Raw genomic sequence first — 21,898 nt, forward strand, 5'->3', positions numbered from 1 at the left:
GCTGACGCAGGTTGTGACGGTGCGCTGTGAGTGAGAGCCAAGACATGCCCGAGAACTCGACAGGGGACGCCGAACTGCTGGCGAGCTCGCCCTTCGACAACGATCTCGCCACCGACCTGCTCGCGCAGCCCTCGCAGAGGTCTCTGCCAGGGCCGACGCTCTACCTAGCGGCTGGCGTCCTCCTGGTCGCAGGCTTCCTGAGCGGCGTCCAGGCGCACAAGTGGTCCGAGAACGGCTCCTCGGAACCGTCTGCCGACGGCCGTACCAGAACCGGCGGCTACGGCGGACCTCCGGGCGCCGCAGGACCCCAAGGCGGCTACGGCGCCCCGGGTACCAACAACGGACCAGGCGGAGCCCCAGGCATCGGCCCCAGCAGCGCCCCAGGCAACGGCCCGGGGACAGGAAACCGTCCAAACGGCTCGGGAACCACCGGAACGGTGACCAAGGTCGTCGGTAACACCCTGTACCTGCGCACCGCCTCCGGCGAGACCGTGAAGGTCAAGACCACCGGAACCACCAAGATCCGCATCGTCGAGGACGGCGGGCTACGCGACCTCGACGCGGGCACGGCCGTCACCGTCCAGGGCTCCCCAGGCCAGGACGGCTCCCTGACCGCGACCACCGTGAACGAGCGCTCCGGCCGTTGAATCGTCCAGGGCTCCCCAGGCCGGGACGGCCCCTGACCGCGACCACCGTGAACGAGCGCTCCGGCCGTTGCCCGGAGATCCCGGCAGAGCGATGAAAGAGGGAGATCTCAATGGGCAGCATGCGCGCGATGCGGATGCTCGGCATCCTGACCGCCGCCGGAACAATCCTGCTAAGCACAGCCTGCGGAAACGGCGGCACCGCCGCCGCAGGCCCGGACAAGACGGCCGTGGCCGATCCCATGGCCTCATTCCGCGCCTGCCTTGAGAAGCAGGGCGCAGATATCCCGGACGGCGGAAAGGCCCCCGGCGGCGCGCCACCAACTGGCCGCCCGCCGAACCGTCCGAGCGACTCCCCGACCGGTGGCCCAGGCAGTCCGCAAACCGGACGCCCGTCCAACGCCCCAACAAACGACTCCCCGACCGGCATCCGCCCCACAAGATCCGCAGCAGAGCAGAAGGCCATGCAAGCCTGCGCCTCCCTAGCCCCCCACCGAGGCACCGGCAAGAACCAAGGACCACCCCCCACCTCTCAGCCCACCAACAACTAACCCCCCAGACCACCCAGCCCCAGCCCAGCCCAGCCCTCCCGCAGGGTCCTGCCCCGGCCCCAGCCTGCCTTGGGACCGGCCAGTTGTAGTGCGGCCTAGCCGCAGACTGGCCGTCTCAGAGCCCTCGAACCGGTTCTTCTTAGGGGCCCGTCCCAGAGCAGTCTGGGGCAGGCCGGACCGGTCCGACCGGCCCGTCTAAGACGGACGGAGTGGCCCGTCTTCGAGTGGCCTGCTCCGACCGGTCTGTCTCAGCCCCGGCGTGGTCCGATGGGCGCGTCTGAGACCGGGCCGTATCAGACGGCCTGCCCCAGATCGGCCGGATCCAGCTGCGGCCTGTCTCAGAGCGGCCCGGTCCAGCCGAGGCCTGGGGCAGAGGGGACCGAGTTACGCGACGGTCTGACCGGCCTCGCGGAGTGAGTGCCGCGGGATCATCGCTTCCTGTGACGAGACCGTCCGGGCGGGTCAGGCCGTGGCGGGTGGGCTCTGTTGTGGTTTGCGCGGGATGGTGAGGACGGGGACCAAGGCCGCCACCAGGAACACCGCAGTCCACCAGAAGGTGTCGGTGAAGGCGTTCGCCAGGAGGGACAGTGTCTCTGCTGTGCGGTGTCCGGCTGCCTCGTCCAGGCTTCCGGACGCTCCGGGGATCTCGTGGCGGATCCCGATCTGCAGGATGACCGCCGTCACCGCCGTGCCGAACGAGCTGCCGATGCGGACCAGGATGTTCGCGCCTGTGGTCGCGGCGGGCACCGCTTCGCGGGGGAGGCCCTGGTAGGCCATCGCCATCAGGGGCGGCGCGATCATGCCGTGGCCGAGTCCGACGACGAGCATCGCGGCCATGATCGTGGCGCGTCCGGTGCCGGGGGAGAGGGTGGTGAGGGCCACCGTCCCGGCGAGGACGCAGAGGATGCCGCCGACCGCGAGCCATCGTCCGCCGAAACGGTCGCCGAGCCGTCCCGACACCGACATGGTGGCCATCGCGCCGACCCCCATCGGGGCCAGCAACCAGCCCGCGTCCAGAGCCGACTCCCCGCGGACGATTCCCGCGAACAGCGGAACGAGGATCATCAGGCCGAACATCGCGGCGCTGTAGAGGAAGAGCCCGCCGGTCGCGGCCGTGAAGGCCCGGGTGCCGAGACGGCGCAGGTCGATGAGGGCGCCGTCGGCCCTGCGGAACGCGTGGGCTGCGAACGCCGCGACGAGGACGCCGCCGGCGATCGCCGTGATGAGGAAGTGTCCCCCGGTCAGATCCGCCCCGTTTCCCGCCTCAGACAGCGCGTACACCAGGGCCGCCAGGCCGGGAGACAGAAGCAGCATGCCGATGACGTCCAGCCGGGCGTCCGTGCTGCGTTCACCGTCGCGCGGCAGCATCCTCAGGGCCGCGACCAGCGCCAGCGCGCAGAACGGGACGTTCACGAAGAACATCCACCGCCAGCTCAGGTTGTCGACGATCACGCCGCCGAGCAGCGGGCCCAGGATCGGGGCCAGCATCGCGGGCACGGAGACGATGCTCATCACGCGGCCCATCCGGTCGGGCCCGGCCTCCCGGACGAGCATCGTCTGCCCGACGGGCATCAGCATGCCGCCGCCGAACCCTTGCAGGACGCGGAACACGATCAATGAGGGCAACGACCAGGCGAGCCCGCACAGCAGCGACCCGCCGATGAACAGGCCGAGCGAGACGAGCCACATCGTCCGGGCCCCGAACCGCCGCACCGACCACGCGGTCAGCGGGATCGCCATCGAGAGGGCGAGGGTGTAGCCGGTCACGACCCACTGGATGGTCGCTAGGGAGGTGCCGAAGTCCCGGCCGAGGGCGGTGATCGCGACGTTGACGATCGTGCTGTCGAGGACCGTCATGATCGCGCCGAGCACCACGACGACCGCGATGTTGCGCAGGTGCGGATCGATGGGTGCCTTCTGGATGGACGGTGCGGTGCCTGCCGTGGTCATCCCCGTTCCCCCTCCAGTTTCCGTACGCCGTATCGGCAACACCATACAGCGTATCGCCAGCTCCGTACACCGTATCGATACGGCGTCTCGCGTACGATCTCTGGTGTGGCGGCAACACCGAGGTCAGGCGATGTGTGGACGCGTCCGCGCGGCGGGCGCAGGCCGAAGCTGACCCGCGAGGCGATCGTCGAAGCGGCGATCAGGCTGGCGGACGCGGAGGGCCTGGAGGCGGTGTCCATCCGCCGCATCGCGAGCGAGCTGGGCGTCCGGGCGATGAGCCTGTACACGCACATCGACGCGAAAGAGGACCTCCTCGACCTGATGTACGACGTGGTCGCCGAAGAGGTGCTGGTCCAGGGGGAGCTGCCGGACGGCTGGCGCGAGGCGCTGATCGAGATCGCCCGAAGGGAGCGCGAGGCCGGGCTGCGGCACCCGTGGATGCTGCAACTCGCGGGACGTTCCCCGCGCATCGGGCCCAACGGACTGCGCCACATCGAGCAGACCCTGGCCGCCGCCGCCCGCCTCACCGACGACCCGGAAGGCATGCTGGCCATCGTCAAGACGATCGACCACTACATGCTGGGCTTCATCACGATGGAGCGGCAGGCCGCCGATACCGCCCCGCAGCGCGTCCAAACGACCCCCTTGGAGCAGTCGTACGTACGGCTGCTGGTGGAACGAGGCGAGCTCCCGCACCTCAAGCCCTTCCTGGAGACGGGCTTCTACCGCAGTGACAGCTTCGAGCTGGGCCTCAAGTGGGTGCTGGACGGCATCGAACACGAATACCGACGGAAGTAGCCCTCGACCACCATGCCGACGTAGCGTAGGCGGCGGCGTACGTGCAGCTACGGCGAGACGGGGACCGGGTGCGGGCAGCGAAACTCATCAGCGTGGCCGCTGTGCTGGTTCTGGCGGCGGCCACCGGCTGCGACAGCGGGGACAGGAACACGAGCCAGGCCGCAAGCGTCCCCACGGGCCTGGGGCAGTTCTATGGCCAGAAACCGTCCTGGAAGGGCTGTCGCAACGGGTTCGAGTGCGCGACCGTACAGGTCCCCTTGGACTACACCAAGCCGTCCGGCGAGAAGGTCGGCATCTCGCTCATCCGGCTCCCGGCCGAAGACAAGTCCGAGCGGATCGGTTCACTGCTCACCAACCCTGGGGGTCCCGGCGGTTCCGGGGTCGACTTCGTTCGCCAGGCCGCCCGCACCTTCGGGAACGACCTGCGCCGGCGATTCGACATCGTCGGCTTCGACCCGCGCGGGGTGGCGTCCAGCGCGCCCGTCCGCTGTAACACCGGACCCCAGCTGGACGAGTTCTTCGCCACCGACGCGTCCCCAGACGACCCGAACGAGACCAACCAGCTAGGCGGCGCAAGCAAGGCCTTCGCGCAGCGTTGCAAGGCCAAGGCCGACTCGGAGCTTCCCTACGTCGGCACGGTCAACGCCGCCCGCGACATGGACGTCCTGCGCGCCGCCTTGGGCGACCAGAAGCTCACCTACTACGGCGCCTCCTACGGCACGTACCTGGGCGCCTTCTACGCCGAGCAGTTCCCCAAGAACGTCCGCGCCCTCGTCCTGGACGGCGCCGTCGATCCGAAGCTGTCGTCCACCGACCTCCTGATCGAGCAGGCCAAGGGCTTCGAGACCGCTCTCCGTGCCTTCGCCGACGACTGCGTGAAGTCGGGCGGCTGCGCCTTCGGCAACACCCCGGACGCGGTCATCGGCCAGGTTTCCTCCTTCCTCGCGTCCACGGACAAGAAGCCCCTCAGCAACACGCGCGACTCCCGCAAGGTCACCGAGTCCCTGGCCGTGATGGGCATCGCCCGGGCCCTCTACGTCAAGGAGTACTGGCCCGTTCTGCGCCAGGCGCTCACCCAGGCGACGCAGAAGGGCGACGGCACTCTTCTCCTAGCTCTCGCGGACGAGATGGTCGAACGCAAGGCCAACGGCACCTACAGCAACCAGACCGACGCCAACATGGCCGTCAACTGCGTCGACAAGCCCAACCCGCCGGACCTCGCCGCCTACGGCAAGGCAGCCGCCCAAGCCAAGAAGGTCGCTCCCCGCTTCGGACCGTTCGTCGTCTGGGGCGGCCTACCGTGCGTCTACTGGTCCGCCCAGACCGAACAAGCACCCCAACCCATCACCGCCAAGGGCGCCGCCCCCATCGTCGTCATCGGAACCATCCGCGACCCCGCGACGCCCTACAAGTGGGCCCAGAGCCTGGCCGGCCAGCTCTCCAGCGGCGTCCTCCTCACCTTCGACGGCGACGGCCACACCGCCTACCTCCAAGGCAACTCCTGTATCACCAAGGCCACCGACGACTACCTGATCAGCGCCGACCCGCCCAAGAACGGGACCACCTGCCGCTGAATAACCGGTGCGCACCCACCCCCCAACACCCGGTAGACTGCTTCCGCCATGCCTCGCATGGCACGCCGCCTTAGCTCAGTCGGCAGAGCGATTCACTCGTAATGAATAGGTCATCGGTTCGATTCCGATAGGCGGCTCCACCTCAGAGGCCCCTTCCGATCCCGGAAGGGGCCTCTGCGCTTACAGCGGTGCCTCGACCGCTCCCTTCATGCCCCGCGCGAACACGTCCGCCGCAGCCACCTCGGCCGAGCGAACGACGTGCGCGTAGACCCGAAGCGTGATGGCCGGGTCAGCGTGCCCGAGCCGAGCGGCGACGATGTGGACGGGCACACCCGCCAGAGGAAGGGTCGTCGCGTGGAGGTGGCGCGAACCATGAGCGCGAGCATGGCCGCCACGCGAACCTGACGCGACCGTCGTGAGCAGAGTTGCCGCAGGACGTGGCGAAGTTCGAGGACTTGAGTGTGGGGTGCGGTGTCGGGCAGGCGCGTCCCTTCTGGGAGCCGTTGTAAGCGCCGGTTCGATACGATCTCACCGGATTCGGGGGATGAAGAGGTCTCGCTCATGTTCAGGCTGTTCCGCCGGCGACGTACGGACGAACTCGTCCTCATCGACGCCGAAATCACGGCCCTCGGCGAGGCGCTGGCGCGGCACCCCTTCGTACCCGAGCAGCACGCCGCGGACGCCGATCTCCTGACGGACTACTCGCGGGCGCTCGATGCCTATGAGCAGGCCAAGAGGGCCTTCGTCGGAGACCGCGACCGCGCGGACGCCGCGGATGTGCTGATCGCGCTGGACGAGGGCCGCCACGCGCTCGCCTGCGTCGACGCCCGCCTCGCGGGCCACCCTGCGCCGCCCCGCCGTCCCCTGTGCTTCTTCGACCCGCGCCACGGCACGTCCGTCGACCGTCTCTCCTGGACCCCCGAGGGGGGCGTCACCCGGATCATCGACGTGTGCGCCGCGGACGGGGTGAGGATCAACGAGGGCATGCCACCCATCGCGACCGGCCGACGCCCGCCACCGCCGCCCGAGCCGCGCGCATCCGCGCCCAGTTCTCGACCGCGCGGGTCTCGGGCCCCAGCCCCTGCGCCGCGCGCTCCTGGAGAACCCGCGCCCTATAAGACGTGCCCGCCGGGCGTACGCAAGAGCCAGCGAGTTCAGGGAAGGGGAGCCAGGGAGCACAAGTTTCCTTATCGTGAACCACGCGTCCCGCAGGTGCTGGTCGTCCGCCTCCACGGCGGCGAGCGGAAAAGCGTGGTCAAGCTCGTCGAAGCGGGAGACGTACGGGTTCTGCTTCGAGTTCGAGGGCACCGAAGCCGTGTTGTGGCGCCGCTCCCTGTACGTGAGGACAAGCACGTCCACCTGCGGATCGAGACAATGGGGCGGTGGTCCGCGTGGCTGCAGCGCTTCGACACCGTCCCGGCGGCCCGCGACCACATCTCCTCGCGCGGCTCCTTCGTCTTCCGCTACATGGGAGGCCCCGCGATCGTCCAGATGACGCACGCCGAGCACGGCGACTTCTCTCTCACGGAACTCACGACGGACTTCGAGCAGGGCCAGCGGGTTCTGTCCGGCAAGGGTGCCACCTACGCCGAAGCCCACCTGTCAGGCTCGACCTACCTGCATGTGCGAGCCGAAGGCGACTGGAGGATCAGGTTCACCCCTCTGTGAGAAGGGGCGAGAGTTGTCCGTTGCGATGAGTCAGGGCCGGAACTCGGCCACGATGGCGTGAGGGGTCGCAAGAATCGGCCGCGCGTGCCCATGTCGCACCTCGGCCTGCGCGACCCCCGACCTCGGCCCTTCCCTCGCCCTCTAGCCCGTGCTCGGGTACGAGCTGGTCGTGATTGCAGACGTCCAGTGTGGGGGGCTGGCGCTAGACGGCGGCTGACCTGGGGTCGGGGCTCCGGACGTCGTGGCTGACGGATCCCGACGGCTACCGGATCGAGCTCGTGCAGTGGCCGCCCGGCCATCCGGCAGGCATGACGAGCGCGGATTTCGTCTGACGAGACGGCGCAACAGGAGCAAGGTTCTGAATAATGCCTTGCCCTGTGCCTGCTGAGACGGCCTGGAGACCGGAGCCGCACTACCCTTCGGCGGATGCATAACCCTCCGGGCCAGGTGCCCGCGCCTCTCGATGGTCCAGGCGTTGAGGTGACAGACGCCCGCGAGCTCTTGCTCGGATACTTGGAGTGGTATCGCGAAGCGCTGATGCGCAAGCTTTCCGGGCTCTCGGACGAGCAGCTCCGCGAGCCGGTCGAGCCGTTGGGGTGGTCACCGCTCGGCCTGGTGCAGCACCTGGGTTGGGTCGAACGCCGGTGGATGCGTTGGGGATTCGCCGCCGAAGACGTTCTCGCCTACCCGCCCGGTGGCGACGAGGCTGAATGGACCGTCCCTGCTGACCGGGCCACCGCCCAGGTCATGGACGCTTATCGGTTGGAGGTCTCGCATACGCGCGCTCTTTTGGACGGTGCCGCACTGAACGACCGAGCTCGTCTGGGTGGTCGTTTCCGGACGTCCGAACAAGCTCCCTCCCTCGGCAGGATCCTCTTCCACCTGCTCCAGGAGTACGCGCGCCATGTCGGCCACCTCGACGTCGCCCGCGAGCTGTTGGACGGGACGACCGGCGAGTAGCTGCCGATCAGCGCAGCTGGCGACAGCGGAGGGTGTGCGCCTGACAGAGTCCACGATCGCCAGAGGTCTCCGAAGTATTCGAGCCCGTCACAGCGGCCGCGGTTGAACGTCCCGGGTCAGTCGGTCAGGTGCTCGGCGAGGATCTTCAGGTGGGTGTCGCGGGCGTCGGCGTGGCAGCGGCGGCCGGCGTCGGTGATCTCCACGAAGACGCCGCGGCGGTCGGCCTCGCAGAGCCCGCGCTGGACGTAGCCGTGCTTCTCCAGACGGGCGACCGTCCGGGACAGGGCGCTCTGGCTGAGGTACATGGCCGCGGCGATGTCCTGCATGCGACGCTTCTCACAGTTCTGATCCACCAGGCGGTCGAGCGTCTCGTACTCGCTCATGCTCAGGCCGTGGACGTCCTGAAGGGCGCGGTCCAGAGCGCACGCGACCGTGTTGTAGCAGGTCGCCAGCTTGCGCCAGCGGTCGACCAGGACTGACTCCGCCTCCATGCCGCGCATCTTACCATGCAGGCGCATCAGATGCACAGGCATTAAATTCGCCGGAACTTTGTGCGTGGACATTTGATGCATGTGCATGTACTGTCCCTCGACGTGACTATCACCGAGACCTCACCCGACTCCGCTGTCCGGGGGCCGGGCGCCGTGGGCGCGCCGGCCGAACAGACCTGGACTCCCCGGCTGTGGGGAGTCCTCGCCGTCCTGTGCGCCGTGTTGTTCCTCGACGGACTCGACGTCTCGATGGTGGGCGTCGCGCTGCCGTCGATCGGCGCTGAACTGGGCCTTTCGACCACCTCACTGCAGTGGATCGTCAACGGCTACGTTCTCGGCTACGGCGGGCTGCTCCTGCTCGGCGGGCGCACCGCCGACCTTCTCGGCCGCCGCCGCGTGTTCCTCGCCGCTCTCGCCGTGTTCGCCGTGGCGTCGCTGGTTGGCGGTCTCGTCAACGACGGCACGCTGCTGATCGCCACGCGGTTCGTGAAGGGGCTGGCCGCCGCGTTCACCGCGCCGACCGCCCTGTCCATCCTGACCACCACCTTCCACGAGGGCCCGGCGCGCAACCGCGCGCTGTCGGTGTTCTCCGTTTTCGGGGCGAGCGGCTACTCGTCCGGGTTGATCCTCGGCGGGTTGCTGACCAGCTTCGGGTGGCGCTGGACGTTCCTGACGCCCGTTCCGCTCGCCGTCCTCGCCCTTGTCGCCGGCATCGCGCTGATCCCGCGGGACCGGTCGGCGGCCGAAGGAGGGCACGACATCCTCGGTGCCCTGACGCTCACCGGGGGCATGCTGCTCGCGGTCTACACCGTGGTCTCGGCGCCCGAGCGCGGCTGGCTCGACCCGGTCACCCTGGGTTCCGTCGCCGTCGCGGCGGCCCTGCTGATCGCGTTCTTCGTCACCGAGAACAAGGTGCGCCACCCTCTGATCCGGCTCGGCATCCTGCGGATCGGCTCGATCGTCCGGGCCAACCTGAGCATCGTCGCGCTGTTCGGCTCGTACCTGAGCTTCCAGTTCATGATGACGCTCTACCTGCAGGACGTGCTGCGCTGGTCGCCGCTGAAGATGGCCCTCGCCCTGCTGCCGGCCGGGCTCCTCGTGGCGTTCGGCTCGCCGTTCGTCGGGCGCCTGATCGACCGCTACGGGACGCCGCGCCTGATCATCAGCTCGATGACCTCCCTGAGCCTCGGCTACGCCTGGTTCCTGGCCACCGCCGGCAACGCTCCGCACTACGTGTTCACGATCCTGCCCACGATGCTGCTGCTGGGCGGCGGGTTCGCGTTCGGCTTCAGCTCGATCATGGCGCAGGCCACGGACGGGATCGACGACTCCGAGCAGGGGCTGGCCTCGGGCCTCGTCCAGACCTCGGGCCAGGTCGGCGCCGCCCTGGTCCTGGCCCTGGTCACCGCCCTGGTCGCGGGCGGTACGGCCGCCGGCGGCGACGGATTCGGCGAGTTCCACCCCGGAGTCAACCTGGTCAGCGCCGTCGCCGTGATCGGTCTGGCCCTGAACCTGATCCCGCTCCTCCGCCGCTACCGCCCGAAGCACACCTGACCGCCCTCCGCCACTGTGGGCCGGGCCGCGCAACCCACCGCGCGCCCCGGCCCACACCTTTCCCCGACGGCCCCTCAAGCCTCCCCGCCCCCGGCAGCGCCCGCGCACCGGGGGCGTCTGTGCGTGAACGGCGGTCGAGCGCCCGGCGGGAGCTGCGCACCTAGGGGAAAGTGCGCGTTTAGCGGGGTGTGTGTGCCTGGCGGGGTTTGCGGACTCGGGGGCGTTGGCGGGTCTGGGAGCGACTGTGCTCCTGGGGGATTAGCGCTGTCGCTGAATCTGTGACGTTCCTGGGTGCTTGATGTGCCGTTAGGTGTGGGGAACCTAGGCGAAGCGCTGCGGCTGGATGGGGTGCGGTGGCGTGGGTGGGTGCTGGTGTGGAGTGCCGCGTTGTTTGCGGCGTGCGGTGTGGCGGGGGCGTCTCCTGTTGGAGGCGCCCCCGCCTTGGGTTAGCCGGGACGTTTCCAGAAGGGGCGGCGGGGCGGGGATTCGCCGGTGAAGTCGGCTAGGACCTGGAGGGCCTGGGTCCACTGGTCGTTGACAGTGGGCTGGTCGGCGGTGGGCCGGAGGCGGTGGAGGTCATCGCGAAGGTCGGCGAGGGGTTTGGTGTCCAAGGAAAGGGTCTGCATTCGCTGGACGATCGACTCCAGGATGGGGAGAAGCTCGCTCAGCAGGTGCTGGACGCGCTCTTCCCGAGTGTCGGGGACCTGGCGGAGGCGACCCAGGACGTTGGCCAGTTCCTGCTGGAATCCGGCGAGGGGTGAGGGCGCAGGGCCTGCCGCTCGTCGGGCGCGGCGGGCGGGGCGGCCGAAGGAGCGGGCTGGGGGCGGGGGCGGCGCGCCGTAGCCGGCCGGGGCGCCTTGCGGCATCGGGGGCGGGCTCGTGGGGGCGGCCGGCATGGGCGCCGAAGGCATGGCGGGGGGAGGGGGAGCTCCGCCTGCCGGCGGGGCGGCGCCTTCCATTCCCACGGAGAAGGCGGCCGGGGCCATTCGCGGGGCGGCCATCGGTGCGGCTCCCGCCCAGCCGCGGGGCATCTCCACCGGCTGAACGACCTGGTGCGGAGCGTCGCCTTCGGTCGCGACCCGGCTGTCCACGGCGACGAACGCGGTGAAGCGGCACAGGACGCCGAACCGGAGGGAGGTCGAGATGATGCGCTGTTCCAGGTCACCGGCGCCGCCGACCGTGTAGCGGTCTTCTAGGTCGCGCAGGTGCGCGCGGGCCCAGATCGATCGGGCGGCCGAGTTCTTGGCGACGACCCCCGTGGCGTGCTGCTCCCAGGTCGTGCCGTCGGACGCCGTCCCCCGCACGGAGAGGGCGCCGGAAGCCGCGCCGCGGAACCTGCCCGCGATCTGGAGCGGCACGCCGGGGAACAGGGCGCCCAGCCGGGTGGGTGCCACGCTGCCCGGGACGATCTCCAGCCCGTCGGCGTGAAGGGAGAGACCGGTGGCCACGGGGGCGGCGATCTGGTGGTGGATGTGCTCCATCGCTTCGTCGAGGCGGTCTTCGGACTCCACCAGTTCGCAGCGGCCCTGGCCGATCGAGGCGACGCGGTTCAGGAATCCGGCGTTGACGGCCTGGTCGATGCCGACCGTGTGCACGCGGATGTCGTGCAGGCGCGGTTCGAGGTGGGCGAGGAGCTGGTCCTCGTTGCCGACCTGGCCGTCGGTGATGAGGACGAGGACCCGGTCGCGGGCGGGGTCGGTGAGCAGGCGGCAGCCCTCGTCGAGCGGGGTGAGCATCTCCGTGCCGCCCCGCGCGCCCAGCGCCGCGAGGTGCTCGACGGCGCGGAACCGGTTGCGGTCGGTGCCGTCGACCAGTCTGGAGCCGAGGTCGCGCGGGCGCTCGATGACGCTGTCGAAGGACAGGACGGCGAACCTGTCTTCGGCGCGGAGGGTGTCGACGATGCGGGCGGCGGCGCGGCGGGCGGCGACCATCTTCCAGCCGTGCATGCTGCCGGAACGGTCGAGGACGAGCACCACGTCGCGTGGCCGGGGCCTCACCTCCCCGGAAGGCAGGACCGTGAGGCTGAACGTTCCTTCCTCGCCGGACTCGTCGGGGATGAGGGAGAGGGCCGCGCTTTCGTGGGGGGCGAAGTCGAGGCGGAGGATGAAATCGCGGTCGAGTCGCTCGCCCGGTAGCAGGCGTACGGTCATCCGTTCGCCGTCGCCTGCCTCGGCGACCACGTGCAACGCCGACCGGATCTCGGTGAGGGGAAGCCCCGCCGGATCGATGTCGACGGTGACGGCCAGGCGAACCGGGTTGGGGAAGTGGGGCAGCAGGACGGGCGGACTGATCCGGGACGCGTCCGGCACGGCGTCGGTGTCGTCGGCGGTGCCGGAGCCTGCGCGCTCGCCGTCGAGCGGAGCGCCGGGGATGTAGCGGGGCGCGACGACGAGGGGGAAGCGGAACGTCGCGCTGGACGCCGACTCGTGCGGCAGCGGCTGGTCGAGGGAGAGCCTGATCGTGACTCGCTCACCCGGCAGGATGTTTCCCACCCGCATGGTGAACACGTCCGGGCGGTCTTCTTCCGCTATGGCCGCGCGTTGACCCGCGGCCATAGCGGTGTCGTAGTCATGCCGCGCCTGGCCGCGCTCTTTCAGCTTCCCTTCGATGACCCTGTCCGCGGCCTCCATGCGCATCGCGGTGACGGCGGCGCGGTCGGGCAGAGGGAAGATGTAGGTGGCCTCGAGCGGCTCGTCGAAGGGGTTGCGGAAGCCTTGGACGACCTCGATGCCCGCGGCGAGGCCGGTGATGGACGCGTGCACGTCCACGGAGTCGAGCGGCAGGTTTCCCCTGCCGGTGCTGAGCGCGCCGAGCCCGTGGTCGGGTACCGGCGGCGCGGGCTCGGGTAGCGGCAGGATACGCACGGTCACTGGATCCTCCGGGGTGGGTCGGCGGGCTGGAAGTCGGGGCTTTCGGCGGGGGGCCGTGCCGGGGCGAGCAGGCCGCGGCGGCGTAGTTCGTCGAGAAGCGGACGCGCGGCCGCCTCGATGGCGGCGACGTCGTCGCCGTTCAGGTCAGGGACCTCCAGAAGCACGGTGAGGCCGGGCGCGAGACGGACGCCCTGGACGAGAGCGGGGCGGGGTTCGCCATAGCCGCTGACATCGACGTTCGGCCGGAATGACACATCGGGGCGCGTGCTCCAGAAGTTGCCTCTCTCGCCGCCCGCCGCGCTCGGGCGGGCTGGGGGCGGCATGCCCTGGCCCTCCGGTCTTGCCGCGGAGTCGCGGTGGGGAGCCTGATCTGCGTCCCGAATGGCCGGGGCGTTCGAGCCGAGGGGGCCGGATGCTCCGGAGGAAGGGGCGGGCGCCGGCAGGTCGGCCGACGGAGGGGGAACTGCGGCGATCTTGGCGAGTTCCGCGTCGGTCGCGGCGGCGAGTTCGATCTGGATCTCGGCGATGGAGCGGCCCGAGGCCTGTCGCCGCTTCACCGCGACGAGCTGGAGGAGATGGCGGGGCCCGTACAAGGCGGTGCGACCGCGGCGGCCGAGGGGAGGGTCGATCAGGCCGATCGTGGTGTACCAGCGGATCAGCCGCTCGTTGGGCAGGTCGCGCACCCGGCCGCTGACCTGTGCGGACGCGCCCGCCGCGAGAGCCGCGGCGGCATGGTCCGCCAGTTCGGCGATCGTCCAGGTGTCGTCGTCCATAGCTTGATGATGACACTGTCACGATGACAGTGTCAATCGCGATCGAGGAGAGCGGTGCTGCACCGGCCCTCCCGGACGCTGCTCGGGTATGCCGACTCCCGGACGACTCGGGCTCGGTCTCGTGGCGGGCGCCGTCGCCGAACGTTGAATTGGACGTGCGTCGGGCATGCTCGGAGACGAAGCCGTGGCCGAATTGCCCTTTGAGGCGTCATAGTGGCGACATTCGTTGCCTGGCTCACCGTTTGGTTAGGCATTTATGGCCGTGGCCGGAAGTGCAGCCTCGCCGATTGTAGAAATGGTCGCTCCGGAGCCGAGGTCCGAAATGTCCGGGTGTCACCCTCGGTGGCCTTCCGGTCGCTCATCGGGGCGACGTCCTGGTCATACGAACTCGGTGAACCTTGCAGTATCTCGGACGAAGCGCCCAAAGTCTATTAATAGCGACATGGTGTCCAATAGATCTGTTTATGGGGTAAGAGTGCTGTTCGGTATTGGGATGTGATCTCTTGAATTTGCTGGTAACGAGCGTCCGCAGCCTTTACCTTTTCTGGCATGAGCGACCATCTCCTGGTCGAGACGCTGCGCGAGCGCGACCCCGGCGCCCCGGCCGCGGTCTACGACGCCTACGCCGAGAAGCTCTACGCGTACTGCTGGTTTCAGCTGAGGGGACGCGACGCGGCACAGGTCGCCCTGCGGGACACCTTCATCGTGGCCGAGGCGCACATAGGCGAGCTGCGGGAACGCGACCGGTTCGGACCATGGCTCTATGCCATCGCCAGGTTGGAGTGCGCCCGCCGCATGCCGTCCAGGCACCAGGTGCCGGACGTGCCGGTCGCCAGTCACGACCAGGAGGACGTCGACCAGCGCCTCACGGCGTGGCATGCGGTGATGTCGCTGCCACCTCTCTCGCGAGAGATCCTGGAGCTGCGCGTCAGGCGCCAGTTGTCGGTACCCGACCTTGCCGCCGTGTTCGGGTTGTCGGCGAGGGACGCGCAGATGGCACTCGACGACGCGCACGGCGCACTCGAAGCGGCTTTGACCGCGGAGATACTCACGAACGAGGGCCCCTACGATTGCCCCGAGAGGGCTCTCCTCCTCCGTGAGCGGCATGGTGAGCTCACCTACGACATCAGCAAGCGGCTGATGGAGCACGCGCGAGAGTGTTCCGCCTGTGGGGCTCTCCGTCCCCGAACCCTGTCGGCCGCCAAGGTCTTCGGGCTGCTCCCGGAGGCGGAGCCCGCGCCGGAGATGCGGCTCAGGGTGATGAGTTGCTTCCTGGATCCGGAGCTGGTCGGCTACAGGCTCTTCGTGGCCACGCGTGTCACGGATTTCAGGTCCGATGGATTTCCCCTCCAGACCGCCTTCGGGCGTCCCGAACGGGTGGCTCGCCAGGGCCGGCGCTGGCGGTTCGGCCGCACCCGTAGGACCGCCAAGGAGGACGGGGCGACCGGGCTCTACGCACAGGTCGGTCGTGCCTCTGCCGTGCTCATGGCCGTCGCGCTCCTGTCGGCGTCCGGGGTCGCGTCCATGTACGTCGTCAGTGCCCAGCGTGAGAACAGGGACGAACACGCCGGCCCGCGTCCGACGGCGGTTCCCGGCGCCTCCCAGAGGCCCGGATCCAGGCAGCAGATGCCTGCGCGTCCACGTGCTTCCGACACCCTCGACGCCGTCCCCTCGGCCCCGTTTCCCTTGGGCGCGCGCAACTCGTCCGCTCCGCCGCCCGCTCTCTTAGGCATGTCGTCGCTGCTGGCGTTCTCGGATGGGTCCCCGAAGTCCGCGGCCGCAGGCGCGCTCGTGGTCTCACCCTTATTCCTGGACCTGGCCGGAGGAGCGAACGGCTCCATAGAGTTATGGGCAGAGGGCAACCCAGTGGCCTGGAAGGCGAGGAGCCGAGGCCCTCTCGCAGTCAGTCCGGCTTATGGGCATCTTGCAGCCGGGCACAGCGTAACGGTCCATGTGCACGTCTCACGAGGGCAGAAGTCCCACGGAGAAAGCACAGTCACCTTCCGACCCGGCGGGCCTCTGGTCCACGTCACATGGCGGCCTGCGCTCAGCACCTGACGCCCGGCGACTGACCTTCCTCCGTTGCGGACGGCCACCGCGTGGCGTTTCTACCTGCCTTTTCCCGAGTCAACTACGCTTCGTAGCTGATCATTTGCGCTAGGCGGTAACGCGGGCGGGGAGGACGTGATCATGGCACCTGGCGCACCCGAGCTACGTCGCCGTCGCGTGACCCTGCCTTCCGCCGGCAGGGCACTGCGGTTGGTCACTCTCACCTCCGGCTTCGCGATCGGCATGAGCGTGCTGGTGCCGGGCGCGTCCGCCCGTCCGTCCGACCCGCCCGGCCCTAGCGCGAAGGACGTCGAACGGAGCGAACGCGACGTCAGGGAGCAGGCGGCCGAGGTCGGGCGGACGAAGGCCATGCTCGCCCAGGCCGACGGCGAACTCGACAGGCTCGCCGTCACCGCAGAGGCCGCCGTGGAGCGCTACAACGGGGAACTCGTGCAACTGCGGCGCGCGCAGGAGACGTACAGGGACGTCCAAGGGAGGCTCGCCGAGGCGGACCGGAGAGTGGAGCAGGCCAGAGCCGAACTGGCGACGTTCGCCGCGCAGGTCTACCAGGACAACACCGGCTACGACCCGATGTCCTCGGCGGTCGCGGGGGAAGGCGGGCCCCAAGGCTTCATGGACCGCGCGGGCATGGTGAAGATGCTCGCCGAACGACGGACCGCCATGTTCCGCCGGGTCGAGGCCTCCAAGACGGTTGCGGACGTCTTCCGCCGCCAGGCGAAGACCGCGCTGGACGAGCAAGGCGCAGCCACGAGGCGCGCCGACGAGGCCAAACGGCTCGCACAGGACGCTGTGGCCACCCAACAGGAGGCCGTCCAGCGCATCGAGACGGATAAGCGCCGTCTGGAACACAAGCTTGGTAAGGCCCAGGCGCATGCTGCGGAAGTCAAGCGCGCGCGGGAACGTGCGCGGGAACGAGCGCGGGAGAAGGCGCAGACGCGCAAGTTCCGTTCGGATTTCCCCGTTCCGAAGGAGGTGCCACCAGAGGCGCGCGGTGCCATCGCGGTCGAGGCGGCGCTCAAGTGGCTCGGCACGCCCTACTCCTGGGGCGGGGGCGACATGGACGGGCCGACCTACGGCATCGATCAGGGTGCCGGGACGGTCGGCTTCGACTGCTCAGGCCTGACCATGTACGCGTGGAACAAGGCGGGTGTGCGGCTCGACCACTGGACGGGCACCCAGTGGACGTCCGGACCGCACATTCCCATCAGCAGACTGCGCGCAGGTGACCTGGTCTTCTTCGCGACCAATCGCTCCGACCCCACCACGATCCACCACGTCGGGCTCTACCTCAGCGATGGACGCATGGTGGAAGCGCCCTACACCGGTGCACGGGTGCGCATAGCGAGCATCCACCGGCACGACCTGATCGGGGCCATACGCCCTGCGGGCTGATAGAGCCCAACCCCCGTACAAAGCGAGAACCCTTCTGCAGGAGTCCTACAGAAGGGTTCGTCGCGAGCGTCGCGTGGGCGGCAGGGAGCGGGTCGGTGCCGTCCGCGACTCCGCACGGCCCGGCCGGCCGCACGGGCCGGAGACGGCTCAGTGGCCGCCCTGGTCGGAGGCGCGCTTGAAGGAACGCTCGATCTCCTGCTCGGCCTCCACGCGGCCCACCCAGCTGGCGCCTTCGACGGACTTGCCGGGCTCCAGGTCCTTGTAGACCTCGAAGAAGTGCTGGATCTCCAGCCGGTCGAACTCGGCGACGTGGTGGATGTCGCGCAGGTGCTCCATGCGGGGGTCGGTGGCGGGGACGCACAGGACCTTGTCGTCGCCGCCGGCCTCGTCGGTCATGCGGAACATGCCCACGGCGCGGCAGCGGATGAGGCAGCCGGGGAACGTCGGTTCCTGGAGCAGGACGAGGGCGTCCAGGGGGTCGCCGTCCTCGCCGAGGGTGTCCTCGACGAAGCCGTAGTCGGCCGGATACTGCGTGGAGGTGAAGAGCATGCGGTCGAGCCGGATGCGGCCGCTCTCGTGGTCCACCTCGTACTTGTTCCGCTGACCCTTCGGGATCTCAATCGTGACGTCGAAATCCAAGATGTCCTCCGCTCCCTGCGCGCTCGCAGTGAATAGTCTTTCGGGAGCCTGTGGGCGAGGCCGGCACCACAGGTGAGTGTTCCCCTGTATAAGGATGTCGCACGTTGGTGAGTGCTGAGTGGGAGAGGGGCGGTCACGTGCCTGGACGGGGCCGGGCCCTCGCAGTCCTGTCGCTGTCCCTCCTTAACGTTTTCGCCGTCGCCGCAGGTCTGGCAGTGGTGAAACTCACACCCGACCGCCGCCTGTCGCCGCAACCGCCCAGCGTGGCGGCGCGCGACCTGGTGCGGATCGCGCCGTCGTCCGCCGCGATCCCCGCCGCGGAGCCCGGGTCGGGCCGTCCGCCCGACCCGTCCGCCCTGGCGGGGCGGCTGTCCGCGCTGATCGGGGGACCGCAGGCGAAGATAAACGCGGTGGTCGTCGACGCGGAGACCCGGCGGCCGCTGTACGAGCTGCGCGCCGGGCAGCCCGCCACCCCGGCCTCGACGACGAAGCTGGCGACGTCGGTGGCGGCGCTGGCCTCGGCCGGGCCGGGCCACCGGATCACCACCCGGGTCGTGCGCGGCGCCGGCGACGGGATCATTCTGGTCGGAGGCGGGGATCCTACCCTGACGGCGTTGCCGCCGCGTGCCGGAGCCGACCACCCGCCCTATGCGTCGCTTGCGGATCTGGCCCGCCAGACGGCCACGGCCCTGAAGGCGTCTGGCGCGGGCCAGGTGCGCGTGGACTACGACTCGTCCGCCTACCAGGGGCCTCGTACGGCTGCGGGTTGGAAACCCAACTATCTGCCCGACGGCGAGGTGGCGCCCGTCAGCGCCTTGACCGTCGATGAGGGACGTGTAGCGCCATCGGACCCGTCCAGCAAGACACGGGTTTCGGACCCGCCTTCCGCTGCGGCCAGGGAGTTCGCGCGCCTGCTGTCCAAGAACGGGGTCAGTGCCAGGGCCGGTCGTTCGACCATCGCTGGTAAGGGGGCTGCGCAACTCGGCGCCGTCCAGTCGCCGCCGTTGTCCGCGCTCGTGGAGCATCTGCTGACCGACAGCGACAACGACGTGGCCGAGGCGGTGGCCCGCCAGGTGGCCATCAATCTGGGACGTCCCGCGACATTCGCCGATGCCGCGCAGGCCGTCCGGCAGGTTCTCGCCGGGTTGGGCGTGGCCGAGGGAGTCTCGGTCAACGACGGCAGTGGGTTGTCGCCGCTCAACCGCATTTCGCCCATCGCGCTGGCCCGGATCGTCTCTCTCGCCGCGGGCGGGGACCACCCGAAGCTGCGCCCGGTCATCACCGGCCTGCCCATCGCAGGGTTCTCCGGGACGTTGAGCCCGCCCCGCTACACCGTCACGGCCAGCCAGGGGGGCGCGGGGATGGTGCGCGCCAAGACCGGCACCTTGGCGGGCGTCAGCACCCTGGCCGGACTCGCCTACGACGCGGACGGGCGCCTGCTCGCCTTCGCGTTCATGGCAGGAGATGGCAAGGGACCGGTCGACCCAGGCAAGCTCGACCAGCTCGCCGCAGCGGTGGCCACCTGCGGATGCGGCTGATCTGAGACCCCACACCCGAGCCACGGCGCGGGTGTGGGGGCGCCCGTACGGGAGATAACCAGAACGGTTGTTCGTTGAACGACCAAGCAGGGCGCTCCGGCGCCGCGTTCCGAACGTACGGTGGTGACATGAGCGCCTCAATGATCGACTGGAACCTGGCGGTCCAGGCCGGCACCCGGCTCGTCAGGCCCGGGCCGCAGGTCACCCATGCCGAGGCCCGTGAGGTCGTCAAGGAGCTGCGCGACCTGTCGAAGATCGCCCACGGGCACGTCCGGGACTTCACCGGGATGGCGTCCGAGCTCGACCCCGACCCTGCGACGATCGTGGACAGGCCCGGCTGGATCCGTGCCAACGTGGACGGTTTCCGGGTGGTGCTGGAGCCGCTCATGGAGCAGATGTCCGCGAAGGGGAACGGCGGCCCCCTCGGTGGGGCGGGCAACGTCGTCGTCCAGGCGGTCGGTTCTCGCGTCACGGGTATGCAGGTGGGCGCGATCCTGGCATACATGGCGAGCCGCGTCCTGGGGCAGTACGAGCTGTTCCTGCCGCCGGACCCGTCCGGGCGTGCGCCGACAGGGCGGTTGACTTTGGTCGCGCCCAACATCGTCCATGTGGAGCAGGAGCTTGGTGTGGAGTCGCGTGACTTCCGCCTCTGGGTCTGCCTGCACGAGGAGACGCACCGCGCTCAGTTCACCGGCGTCCCCTGGCTGCGCGAGTACGTCCAGGACCAGATGACCAAGTTCCTCCTCGCGTCCGACCTCGACCCCGGCATGATGCTGGACCGCATCCGGGACGCGGCCGAGGCCGTCGCCGACGCCGTGCGCGGCGGTGACTCCAACCTCATCGACGCGATCCAGACGCCTGAGCAGCGGGAGATCCTCGACCGCCTCACGGCCGTGATGACGCTTGTCGAAGGGCACGGCGACTACGTCATGGACGCCGTGGGCCCCGAGGTGGTGCCGTCCGTCCAGCAGATCCGGTCGCGTTTCCAGGGACGGCGTTCGGGCGGCTCCAAGCTCGACAAGACGATCCGGCGCCTGCTCGGCATCGACCTGAAGATGAAGCAGTACGCGGAGGGGTCGCGGTTCGTGCGGAGGGTCGTCACCGAGGTCGGAATGAGCGGCTTCAACCAGGTCTGGCAGTCGCCGGAGACGCTCCCGAGCCACGACGAGATCAAGGAACCCACGCTGTGGATGAGCAGGGTCGTCGGCACACGCGCCATCGATGCTCCGCCGAAGGCCAACGAGGCCTGACCCACAGCGACCCTGAGGCTTTGCCTGCCTTGGGCGTGCGACGCCGTGTGATGGTAGACGTTTGCCATGGGCCCTGATCCGGCTGTGGCAGCGGTGCGTCTCGCGGTGCGCCGGGTGCTCGCCGACGTGCCTGAGGGCGCGATGGTGCTGGCCGCGTGCAGCGGGGGCGCTGATTCGCTGGCGCTCGCTGGGGCGCTGGCCTTCGAAGCGCCCAGGGCAGGGCGTCGGGCCGGAGGCATCACCATCGACCATGGCCTGCAGGACGGCTCGGACAAGCGCGCCGACGAGGTGGTCCGAACCATGGCCGGCCTTGGTCTCGACCCAGCGGGATCTGTCGCGGTCACTGTCGACGGACCAGGCGGACCAGAGAACGCGGCCCGCGATGCCCGATACACAGCCCTGGAGGGTGCCGCCGATCGAATCGGCGCTACGGGCGTCCTGCTTGGTCACACGCAAGACGACCAAGCCGAAACCGTCCTGCTCGGGCTGGCGCGTGGTTCGGGGGCCCGCTCGCTGGCCGGCATGCCCACCACTTTCAGACGCTCCAGTGGCGTCCTCTACCTAAGGCCCTTTCTGGGACTGGATCGCGCCACCACGCGCCGCGCCTGCAAAGCCATGGGCCTGGACCCCTGGGACGACCCCCACAACATCGACCGTGCCTTCGCGCGCGTGCGCGTCCGGCACGAGGCCCTTCCCGCTCTGGAGGAGGCGCTCGGCCCGGGAGTGGCCGAAGCACTGGCGCGGACGGCGAGGATGCTGCGCGACGACGCCGACGCCCTAGACGAGATGAGCGCTCGCGCCTACTCCGACTTGGAGGTCTCCGAAGACGGTTACACCGTGGCGGTCCGCCTGGAAGGGCTCGCAGGGCTGCCCAGAGCCGTCCGCACCAGGGTGCTGCGGACGGCGGCGGTCAGGGCCGGCAGCCCACCGGGTACGCTCGCGGCGGTCCATATCGATGCAGTGGATCGGCTGGTCACGGCCTGGCACGGCCAGCGGCACGTGGATCTGCCCGGGGGGCTGCGCGCCTTCAGGAGGTCTGGAAAGCTGCTGTTCGGCCCGGTTTGACGTCGCGGTGTGTGCGGATCATCACGTGCCGCGTCCGCCGCGCACTGCCCGAACGGCGCGCGGCGGTGTCCGTCCGACGTCCGTCCCACCGGACGGGCGAGGTCTGAGCTA

General features: G+C 69.6%; 18 protein-coding genes and 1 tRNA gene. 12 read left to right on the forward strand and 7 right to left on the reverse strand.

What is annotated here, in order from left to right; all coding sequences use genetic code 11:
- The first annotated feature begins 437 nt into the window (after positions 1–437).
- Entirely contained in the window at positions 438–647 is a 210-nt protein-coding gene (locus ABD944_RS23235; protein ID WP_345179721.1) for a hypothetical protein, read from the forward strand.
- Between the two features lie 1,010 nt (positions 648–1,657).
- Here the strand turns inward: ABD944_RS23235 and ABD944_RS23240 are convergent.
- Entirely contained in the window at positions 1,658–3,145 is a 1,488-nt protein-coding gene (locus ABD944_RS23240) for an MDR family MFS transporter (protein WP_345179723.1), read from the reverse strand.
- Between the two features lie 105 nt (positions 3,146–3,250).
- On the opposite strand from ABD944_RS23240, the gene ABD944_RS23245 reads away from it, so the two are divergent.
- The 3 genes from ABD944_RS23245 (at position 3,251) to ABD944_RS23255 (ending at position 5,657) form a co-directional block, all read left to right on the forward strand.
- Complete coding sequence (locus ABD944_RS23245; protein ID WP_345179725.1) at positions 3,251–3,943, forward strand: TetR/AcrR family transcriptional regulator; 693 nt, start codon at positions 3,251–3,253, stop codon at positions 3,941–3,943.
- A gap of 92 nt (positions 3,944–4,035) precedes the next feature.
- On the forward strand, positions 4,036–5,517 hold the full coding sequence (locus tag ABD944_RS23250; protein WP_345179728.1) for an alpha/beta hydrolase: 1,482 nt from the start codon (positions 4,036–4,038) through the stop codon (positions 5,515–5,517).
- Between the two features lie 64 nt (positions 5,518–5,581).
- Positions 5,582–5,657 (forward strand) — tRNA-Thr (locus ABD944_RS23255).
- Between the two features lie 40 nt (positions 5,658–5,697).
- Here the strand turns inward: ABD944_RS23255 and ABD944_RS23260 are convergent.
- Both ABD944_RS23260 and ABD944_RS23265 read right to left on the reverse strand, forming a co-directional pair.
- Positions 5,698–6,039 (reverse strand): tyrosine-type recombinase/integrase, encoded by a 342-nt coding sequence (locus ABD944_RS23260; RefSeq protein WP_345179797.1) that lies wholly within the window; start codon positions 6,037–6,039, stop codon positions 5,698–5,700.
- 6 nt (positions 6,040–6,045) lie between these two features.
- Positions 6,046–6,405, reverse strand: a complete 360-nt coding sequence (locus ABD944_RS23265) for a hypothetical protein (RefSeq protein WP_345179730.1) — start codon at positions 6,403–6,405, stop codon at positions 6,046–6,048.
- A gap of 486 nt (positions 6,406–6,891) precedes the next feature.
- Between ABD944_RS23265 and ABD944_RS23270 the strand changes: the two genes are divergently transcribed.
- Entirely contained in the window at positions 6,892–7,185 is a 294-nt protein-coding gene (locus tag ABD944_RS23270; protein ID WP_345179732.1) for a hypothetical protein, read from the forward strand.
- A 513-nt stretch (positions 7,186–7,698) separates the two neighbouring features.
- The gene (locus tag ABD944_RS23275; RefSeq protein ID WP_345179734.1) at positions 7,699–8,145 is read left to right on the forward strand and encodes a DinB family protein; all 447 of its coding nucleotides are present in this window, start codon (positions 7,699–7,701) and stop codon (positions 8,143–8,145) included.
- A 116-nt stretch (positions 8,146–8,261) separates the two neighbouring features.
- Here ABD944_RS23275 and ABD944_RS23280 read toward each other — a convergent pair whose 3' ends face one another.
- The gene (locus ABD944_RS23280) at positions 8,262–8,636 is read right to left on the reverse strand and encodes a MarR family winged helix-turn-helix transcriptional regulator (RefSeq protein WP_345179736.1); all 375 of its coding nucleotides are present in this window, start codon (positions 8,634–8,636) and stop codon (positions 8,262–8,264) included.
- 102 nt (positions 8,637–8,738) lie between these two features.
- Between ABD944_RS23280 and ABD944_RS23285 the strand changes: the two genes are divergently transcribed.
- On the forward strand, positions 8,739–10,190 hold the full coding sequence (locus ABD944_RS23285) for an MFS transporter (protein ID WP_345179737.1): 1,452 nt from the start codon (positions 8,739–8,741) through the stop codon (positions 10,188–10,190).
- 446 nt (positions 10,191–10,636) lie between these two features.
- Here ABD944_RS23285 and ABD944_RS23290 read toward each other — a convergent pair whose 3' ends face one another.
- Together ABD944_RS23290 and ABD944_RS23295 are read right to left on the reverse strand one after the other, a co-directional pair.
- Positions 10,637–13,060: a VIT domain-containing protein gene (locus tag ABD944_RS23290; RefSeq protein WP_345179739.1), complete on the reverse strand. Its 2,424-nt coding sequence runs from the start codon at positions 13,058–13,060 to the stop codon at positions 10,637–10,639.
- Positions 13,057–13,833, reverse strand: a complete 777-nt coding sequence (locus tag ABD944_RS23295; RefSeq protein ID WP_345179740.1) for a MerR family transcriptional regulator — start codon at positions 13,831–13,833, stop codon at positions 13,057–13,059. Before ABD944_RS23295 ends, ABD944_RS23290 begins: the two co-directional genes overlap by 4 nt.
- Positions 13,834–14,382: 549 nt before the next feature.
- On the opposite strand from ABD944_RS23295, the gene ABD944_RS23300 reads away from it, so the two are divergent.
- Together ABD944_RS23300 and ABD944_RS23305 are read left to right on the forward strand one after the other, a co-directional pair.
- Positions 14,383–15,891 (forward strand): RNA polymerase sigma factor, encoded by a 1,509-nt coding sequence (locus ABD944_RS23300; protein ID WP_345179742.1) that lies wholly within the window; start codon positions 14,383–14,385, stop codon positions 15,889–15,891.
- A gap of 168 nt (positions 15,892–16,059) precedes the next feature.
- On the forward strand, positions 16,060–17,295 hold the full coding sequence (locus ABD944_RS23305; RefSeq protein WP_345179743.1) for a C40 family peptidase: 1,236 nt from the start codon (positions 16,060–16,062) through the stop codon (positions 17,293–17,295).
- A 147-nt stretch (positions 17,296–17,442) separates the two neighbouring features.
- On the opposite strand, the gene ABD944_RS23310 is transcribed toward ABD944_RS23305, so the two are convergent.
- Positions 17,443–17,934 (reverse strand): inorganic diphosphatase, encoded by a 492-nt coding sequence (locus tag ABD944_RS23310; protein ID WP_179837865.1) that lies wholly within the window; start codon positions 17,932–17,934, stop codon positions 17,443–17,445.
- A gap of 218 nt (positions 17,935–18,152) precedes the next feature.
- Between ABD944_RS23310 and dacB the strand changes: the two genes are divergently transcribed.
- The 3 genes from dacB (at position 18,153) to tilS (ending at position 21,787) form a co-directional block, all read left to right on the forward strand.
- Positions 18,153–19,472, forward strand: a complete 1,320-nt coding sequence (gene dacB, locus ABD944_RS23315; RefSeq protein WP_345179748.1) for a D-alanyl-D-alanine carboxypeptidase/D-alanyl-D-alanine endopeptidase — start codon at positions 18,153–18,155, stop codon at positions 19,470–19,472.
- Between the two features lie 140 nt (positions 19,473–19,612).
- Complete coding sequence (locus tag ABD944_RS23320) at positions 19,613–20,722, forward strand: zinc-dependent metalloprotease (RefSeq protein ID WP_345179798.1); 1,110 nt, start codon at positions 19,613–19,615, stop codon at positions 20,720–20,722.
- 66 nt (positions 20,723–20,788) lie between these two features.
- Positions 20,789–21,787, forward strand: a complete 999-nt coding sequence (gene tilS, locus ABD944_RS23325) for a tRNA lysidine(34) synthetase TilS (protein WP_345179749.1) — start codon at positions 20,789–20,791, stop codon at positions 21,785–21,787.
- Positions 21,788–21,898 lie beyond the last annotated feature (111 nt).

Origin of the sequence: Actinomadura verrucosospora, from assembly GCF_039540335.1 — a bacterium.
Classification (GTDB): Bacteria; Actinomycetota; Actinomycetes; order Streptosporangiales; family Streptosporangiaceae; genus Spirillospora; species Spirillospora verrucosospora.